Source organism: Streptomyces sp. NPDC058619 (genome assembly GCF_042717785.1).
Lineage (GTDB): Bacteria > Actinomycetota > Actinomycetes > Streptomycetales > Streptomycetaceae > Streptomyces.
Window position 1 is genome coordinate 73,767 of sequence record NZ_JBHXQN010000033.1, and the last position, 6,000, is coordinate 79,766.

General features: G+C 72.7%; 5 protein-coding genes. 2 read left to right on the forward strand and 3 right to left on the reverse strand.

Translation table 11 applies throughout. The features are described from left to right. Window positions 1–295: 295 nt before the first annotated feature. Window positions 296–1,438, reverse strand: a complete 1,143-nt coding sequence (locus tag ACFWTC_RS26720) for a PP2C family protein-serine/threonine phosphatase (protein ID WP_383933075.1) — start codon at window positions 1,436–1,438, stop codon at window positions 296–298. A 129-nt stretch (window positions 1,439–1,567) separates the two neighbouring features. Here ACFWTC_RS26720 and ACFWTC_RS26725 point away from each other — a divergent pair, with 129 nt between their 5' ends. Continuing rightward, a complete protein-coding gene (locus tag ACFWTC_RS26725; RefSeq protein ID WP_383933073.1) occupies window positions 1,568–2,803 on the forward strand; it encodes a GNAT family N-acetyltransferase in 1,236 nt (411 codons plus the stop codon). 31 nt (window positions 2,804–2,834) lie between these two features. Here ACFWTC_RS26725 and ACFWTC_RS26730 read toward each other — a convergent pair whose 3' ends face one another. After that, a complete protein-coding gene (locus tag ACFWTC_RS26730; protein WP_383933072.1) occupies window positions 2,835–3,641 on the reverse strand; it encodes an Fpg/Nei family DNA glycosylase in 807 nt (268 codons plus the stop codon). Window positions 3,642–3,736: 95 nt separating this feature from the next. Continuing rightward, on the reverse strand, window positions 3,737–4,222 hold the full coding sequence (locus ACFWTC_RS26735; protein ID WP_030862238.1) for a ribose-5-phosphate isomerase: 486 nt from the start codon (window positions 4,220–4,222) through the stop codon (window positions 3,737–3,739). Window positions 4,223–4,441: 219 nt separating this feature from the next. On the opposite strand from ACFWTC_RS26735, the gene ACFWTC_RS26740 reads away from it, so the two are divergent. Then, window positions 4,442–5,881 (forward strand): amino acid permease, encoded by a 1,440-nt coding sequence (locus tag ACFWTC_RS26740; RefSeq protein ID WP_383933069.1) that lies wholly within the window; start codon window positions 4,442–4,444, stop codon window positions 5,879–5,881. The last annotated feature ends 119 nt before the right edge of the window (window positions 5,882–6,000 follow it).

Genomic DNA, 6,000 nt, shown 5'->3' on the forward strand with positions numbered 1-6,000 from the left:
TGCGAGGACCGGACGTCCGGGCGGCCCGCCGGCCCGGACCAGGCCGTCAGACGCAGCGGCGGGCCGGCGGACCGGCCCGCTCGGGGGCAGTGGCCCGGCCAGCGGGGCGGGCCGGGGGTGCGGGCCGGGTGGGGGGGCGGCGGGGGTGGGCAGGGGGCCGCGCAGCCGCAGGGCAGGCGGCGGCCGCGTAGCCGTGGACAGCGGCGAGGCAGGCGGGGTGGTGGATGTGGCGTAGCCGTGGACAGCAGCGAGGCGGGAGGGGTGGTGGGTGTAGCCGTGGGGCGGGAGGGGTGGGTTAGGCGGAGCGGCGGATGAGGAGGAGGGCTCGGTCGTCGTTGACGTCCTTGGCGACCTTCTCGATCAGGTGCCAGGCGGCGCCGTCCCAGCCGGCGGAGACGTAGCGGTCGGCCTCGCCGGTGAGGCGGTCGATGCCCTCGCTGATCTCGCGGTCGGAGGTCTCGACGAGCCCGTCGGTGAAGAGCATCAGGACGTCGCCGCGCCTCAGGTTGCCGCGGGCCGGGGTGAACTCGGCCCCGTCGTAGACGCCGAGCAGGGGGCCCTCGCCGGTCTTCTCCTGCCAGCGGCCGGTGCCGGCGGAGAGCTGGAGGGCGGGGAGGTGGCCGGCGGACAGGAGTTCGTAGTCCCCGGTCTCCAGGTCCAGGACCAGGTGGATGGAGGTGGCGAAGCCCTCGTCCCAGTCCTGGCGGAGCAGGTAGCCGTTGGCGGCGGGCAGGAAGCCGTGCGGTGGCAGCGCGCCCAGGAGTCCGCCGAAGGCGCCGGAGAGGAGCAGGGCGCGGGAGCCCGCTTCCATGCCCTTGCCGGAGACGTCGGTCAGGACGATCTCCAGGGTCCGGCCGCCGTTGGTGCGGGCGGCGACGACGAAGTCGCCGGAGAAGGACTGGCCGCCGGCCGGGCGCAGGGCCATCTCGTGGTGCCAGCCGCGCGGCAGCGCGGGCAGCTTGCTCTGGACCCGGATGCGTTCGCGCAGGTCGAAGAGCATGGTGCCGCCGCGTCTCCAGGGCACGCCGACGCGGCTGCGGAACTGGGCGATGACGAGCCCGAAGAATCCGCAGGCCGCGACGACCAGCACGGTGCCGGGGGTGACCCGCGCCGGGCCCTGGGTGTAGGGGCCGAGGACGAGGGCCTCGACGATCAGCGCGGCCGCGGAGGCGGCGTACAGGGCGAGCAGGCTGGCGGGCCGCAGCAGCAGGCCGCCCGCGACGATCGGCAGGACGAGCGCGGAGGGCGAGAACCAGACCGGGAGCATGAGCGTGCCGCAGGCGATCGCGGGAATGGTGAGGAGGAGACCGCCGAACGCCAGCCAGTCGGAGGCGTCGCCGCGGAAGTAGTCGACGGCGGATTTGCGCAGTGCGGTGCGTGCCCGGTGCCACAGCATGCGCATCCGGGCCGTGAGGGTCTCGACGTGTGCTCCGGCCATTGCTTCGGGACCCTATCCATCCTGGCTGTGGATGCGCAGGGGTACCCCCGGACCTGAGCCCCGGCCTGCGGTCCCCGGGCGCCCGAAAAGCCGTCGACTGCGGCGGAATGCCCTGATAGGGATGGGCACATGGCCCTTGAGATGCGCGTATTGCAGTCCGATGAGTGGGATGTCTGGTACGACCAGCTGGAACTGGCGTTCGGTGGTGTGCCGGAGTCCCCGCAGGAGCGGAACCTCTACGCGGCGCTGACGGAGGCGGAACGTTCGCTCGGCGTCTGGGACGGCGGGACGTGCGTGGGTTCGGCGGGCGCCTTCACCTTCCGCCTCTCGGTTCCCGGCGGCACGCTCGTGCCGGCGGCCGGGGTCACGATGGTGGGCGTCTCCCCCACCCACCGCCGGCGCGGGGTGCTCACCTCCCTGATGCGGCGCCAGCTGGACGACGTCCGGGCGGCCGGCGAGCCGCTCGCCGTGCTGACGGCGTCGGATCCGGCGATCTACGGGCGCTTCGGCTACGGCACCGCGGCGTACTCCCTCTCCGTGGACATCGACACGAGCCGGGTCCGCATGGTCGCGCCGCCGGGCACGGACGCGGTGCGGCTGCGCCTCGTCGACCCCGAGGAGGCGCTCGCCGCCTGCGAGAAGGTGTACGCGGCGCTGGTCCCGGGGCGGCCCGGGATGACCGCCCGGCAGCCGGGCTGGGAGCGGCAGGCGCTGCTGGACGCCCCCGCGATGCGCGCCGGCGGGTCTCCGCTGAAGTGCGTGGTCGCCGAGGGGCCGGACGGCGCGGTGGCCGGGTACGCCCGCTACCGGGTCACCCCCGAATGGGACCTGGCCGGGTCCCAGGGGCGGGTGGACGTCAGCGACCTGGACGCGCTGGACCCGGCGGCGTACGCGGCGCTGTGGCGCTACCTCTTCGGGATCGACCTGACCTGGTCGGTACGGGCGAACCGGCGGCCGGTGGACGATCCGCTGCTCCACCTGGTCAGCGATGTCCGCCGGTCGCAGCCGCGCTTCCGCGACTCCCTGCACCTGCGGCCGGTGGACCTGGCGGCGGCGCTGGAGGCCCGGACGTACGGGGCTCCGCTGGACGTGGTGCTGGAGGTGGAGGACGCCTTCTGCCCCTGGAACGCCGGACGGTGGCGGCTGACCGCCGACGCGAAGGGCGGTGCGCGGTGCGCCCGGTCCGAGGATCCGGCGGAGCTGGCGCTGTCGGTCCGGGAGCTGGGTTCGGCGTACCTGGGCGGCATCACGCTCGCCTCGCTCGGGGCGGCGGGCCGGGTGCGCGAACTGCGGCCGGGGGCCCTGGCGGAGGCCTCCCGCGCGTTCGCGGGGGACGTGGCCCCCTGGCTCCCGCACGGGTTCTGATCCGCGGGGCGGGCGCCCGCCTCCGTCCGCCCTAGCGGGACTGGCAGGCGGGGCACCAGAAGAGGTTGCGGGCGGCGAGGTCGGCGGTGCGGATCTCGCCGCCGCAGACGTGGCAGGGCAGGTTCGCCCTGCGGTAGACGTACACCTCGCCGCCGTGGTCGTCGACCCTCGGCGGGCGTCCCATGGCCTCGGGCAGGTGCTCGTCGCGGACGGTGTCGATCCGGTTGTTCCGCACGCCTTCGCGCATCAGCACGACGAGGTCGGCCCACAGCGCGTCCCACTCGGCCCGCCGCAGGTCCCGGCCCTGGCGGTACGGGTCGATGCCGTGCCGGAAGAGGACCTCGGCGCGGTAGACGTTGCCGACGCCCGCGACGACCTTCTGGTCCATCAGCAGGGCGGCGACGGTGCTGCGCGAGCGCGAGATCCGGGTCCAGGCCCGGTCCGGGTCGTCGGCCGGCCGCAGCGGGTCGGGGCCGAGCCGGTCGTGTATGTCCTTCTTCTCGCCCTCGCCGATCAGCGCGCAGGCGGTAGGTCCGCGCAGGTCGGCGCAGTGCTCGTCGTTGAGCAGGCGCAGCCGGACCGTGTCGGTCGCGGGCGGCGCCGGGGCGGGGGCGAAGCCGAGCTTGCCGAAGAGGCCGAGGTGGATGTGGACCCAGGCGTCGCCCAGCTCCAGGAAGAGGTGCTTGCCGTGCGCCTCGGCGGCGTCCAGCACCCGCCCGTCGAGCAGGGCCGCGCTCTGCGCGAACCGCCCCTGGGGGCTGCTGACCCGGACCGGCCGGGCGGCGAACCGCTCGGTGTGGTCCTGGGCGAGGCGGTGGATCGTATGCCCCTCGGGCACGGCTGGGCTCCTCGGACGCGGGACGGCGCGCAGAGCGCGGGACGGCATGAAAACGGCCGTGCCGCCCCCGGGGGCGGCACGGCCGAAGAGCGGGATCAGCCCTGGGGGTGGTGGGCCGGGATCGGGGGGAGCTCGCCGGTCTGCTCGTAGGCGGAGAGCATCTCGATGCGCCGGGTGTGGCGCTCCTCGCCCGAGTACGGGGTCGCCAGGAAGGCCTCGATGAAGCTGACGGCCTCGTCCTGGGTGTGCATCCGGCCGCCGACGGAGATCACGTTGGCGTTGTTGTGCTCGCGGCCCAGCTTGGCGGTCTCGACGCTCCACGCCAGGATGGCGCGGACACCCTTGACCTTGTTCGCGGCGATCTGCTCACCGTTGCCGGAGCCGCCGATCACGATGCCGAGGCCGTCCGCGTCGGCGGCGGTCTTCTCCGCGGCGCGCAGGCAGAACGGCGGGTAGTCGTCCACCGCGTCGTAGATGTGGGGCCCGCAGTCGACGGGCTCGTGGCCGTTGTTCTTGAGCCAGTCCACCAGGTGGTTCTTGAGCTCAAAGCCGGCATGGTCGGATCCGAGGTACACGCGCATGGGACGAGTGTGGCACGAGCGGGCCCTGCGGCAGGCAGCGGGTGTCGCGTAAGTCACTTCTAAAGCTCAAGTAAACCCAAAGAACGCAGATGGGACACGGCAGGACGGATGTCCCGGCCGTTCGCCCCCGCGCAACGATCCGGATTGAGGTCTTCCGTCTGGCGTTCATCTCAGGTTTGAATGCCGGGGCTCGCAACCCGAGAACCTAAGGAACCGTCCATGAGCTCCACGACGACCCTTCAGAAGGCAGGCGACTCCCCCGGTGACCCCGGTGCCGCCCAGCCGTCAGACGGTCTGAAGGCCGGTCTCAAGAACCGCCACCTGTCCATGATCGCCATCGGCGGTGTCATCGGCGCCGGACTCTTCGTCGGCTCCAGCGGCGGCATCGCCAAGGCCGGCCCCGCCATCCTGATCTCCTACGCGCTGGTCGGCGCGATGGTGGTCTTCGTGATGCGGATGCTGGGCGAGATGGCCGCCGCCAGCCCGAACTCGGGCTCCTTCTCCGCCTACGCAGACCGGGCGCTCGGCCGCTGGGCCGGCTTCTCCATCGGCTGGCTGTACTGGTTCTTCTGGGTCGTGGTGCTGGCCGTGGAGGCCACCGCCGGAGCGGTGATCCTCGAAAGCTGGATCCCGGCCGTCCCGCAGTGGGCCTGGGCCCTGATCGTGATGGCGGTGCTGACCGTCACCAACCTGGGCTCGGTCGCCTCGTACGGCGAGTTCGAGTTCTGGTTCGCGGGCATCAAGGTCGTCGCCATCGGCGGCTTCGTGATCGTCGGTCTGCTGGCCGTCTTCGGCGTCCTGCCGGGCTCGGACAACCCGGGCGCGGGCTTCGCCCACCTCACCGACGCCGGCGGGTTCATGCCCAACGGCTGGGGCGCGATCCTCACCGGTGTGCTGATGGTCGTCTTCTCCTTCATGGGCAGCGAGATCGTCACCCTCGCCGCCGGCGAGTCCGAGGACCCGCGCCGCGCGGTCACCAAGGCCACCAACTCGGTGATCTGGCGCATCGGCGTCTTCTACCTGGGCTCGATCTTCGTCGTCCTCACCCTGCTGCCGTGGAACGACAAGTCGATCGTGGAGAAGGGCTCGTACGTCGCCGCCCTGGACTCCATCGGCATCGCGCACGCGGGCCAGATCATGAACGTGATCGTCCTGACGGCCGTGCTGTCCTGCCTGAACTCGGGCCTCTACACCGCCTCCCGCATGGCGTTCTCGCTGGGCGAGCGCGGTGACGCTCCGAAGGCCTTCGCGAAGGTCAACAAGCGGGGCGTGCCCGTCGCCGCGATCCTGGGCTCCGTCGTGTTCGGCTTCGTCGCCGTCTACTTCAACTACGCCTTCAAGGACACGGTCTTCAACTTCCTGCTGAACTCCTCGGGCGCGGTCGCCCTCTTCGTGTGGCTGGTGATCTGCCTGACGCAGCTGCGGATGCGCAAGATCCTGGTCCGCGAGGCGCCGGAGAAGCTGACCGTCAAGATGTGGCTCTTCCCGTACCTGACCTGGGCCACCGCCGCGATGATCGTCTTCGTCCTGGGCTACATGCTCTACGACGACGCCAACCGCCAGGTCGTCCTGCTGTCGATGCTGGTCGCCGCCGTGGTGCTGGCCATCGGTGTGGCCCGCGACATGCGCCGCAAGGCCGCCGAGCGCGCCTCGGTCTGACCTGAGCGGGCGGGGGGGGGGGGGGGCGGGGGCCGCCCCCCCCCCCCCCCCCCCCCCCACACCCCACCCCCCCCCCCCCCCCCCCGTTCCGCGGGGGGGGGCGCAGCACCGAGTCCGCG

What these genes read in the sequence shown, in the direction of transcription:
- ACFWTC_RS26720 (WP_383933075.1), bottom strand. Translation starts at nt 1,438, where the DNA reads ATGGCCGGAGCACACGTCGAGACCCTCACGGCCCGGATGCGCATGCTG.
- ACFWTC_RS26725 (WP_383933073.1), top strand. Translation starts at nt 1,568, where the DNA reads ATGGCCCTTGAGATGCGCGTATTGCAGTCCGATGAGTGGGATGTCTGG.
- ACFWTC_RS26735 (WP_030862238.1), bottom strand. Translation starts at nt 4,222, where the DNA reads ATGCGCGTGTACCTCGGATCCGACCATGCCGGCTTTGAGCTCAAGAAC.
- ACFWTC_RS26740 (WP_383933069.1), top strand. Translation starts at nt 4,442, where the DNA reads ATGAGCTCCACGACGACCCTTCAGAAGGCAGGCGACTCCCCCGGTGAC.